Below are 408 nucleotides of genomic sequence, written 5' to 3'. Positions count from 1 at the left end.
CGCGGGTGGGCCGGTTCGGCGCCGGGGCGCGCGGGGCGGGCGTGGGCGAGGCCCGCCGCGGCGCGGTCCACGCGATCCACCAGCAGCACGACGTCGCCGGCCTCGGCGGCGGCGGCGGTGCCATGCGCGCCCATCGCGATGCCGACATCGGCCGCGGCGAGCGCGGGCGCGTCGTTCACGCCGTCGCCGACCATCGCGGTGGGCGCGGCCTCCGATTCCGTGCGGACGGCGGCGATCTTGTCGGCGGGCGCCTGGCCGGCCAGCACCGCATCCAGGCGCAGCGCGCGGGCGATCGGCGCCGCGGCGGCGGCGCGGTCGCCGGTGGCGAGCACGATGCGCGCGATGCCGAGCGCGCGCCGCCGGCGCACCGCGCGCGGCGCCGCCAGGCGCCGCCCGGCGGCCCGGGCC

Annotated in this window: 1 protein-coding gene; it reads right to left on the bottom strand. The window is 83.6% G+C overall.

Annotated elements, in window-relative coordinates:
- Nucleotides 1-408, bottom strand: a 408-nt coding sequence (locus AC1MIR_RS26435) for an HAD-IC family P-type ATPase (RefSeq protein WP_480031189.1), incomplete at both ends; no start/stop codon positions are given.

It is taken from the genome of Falsiroseomonas sp. RANM36 (assembly GCF_056682175.1).
Note: the sequence above shows the minus strand (reverse complement) of the source record. Positions and strands in the feature narration are given on the sequence as shown.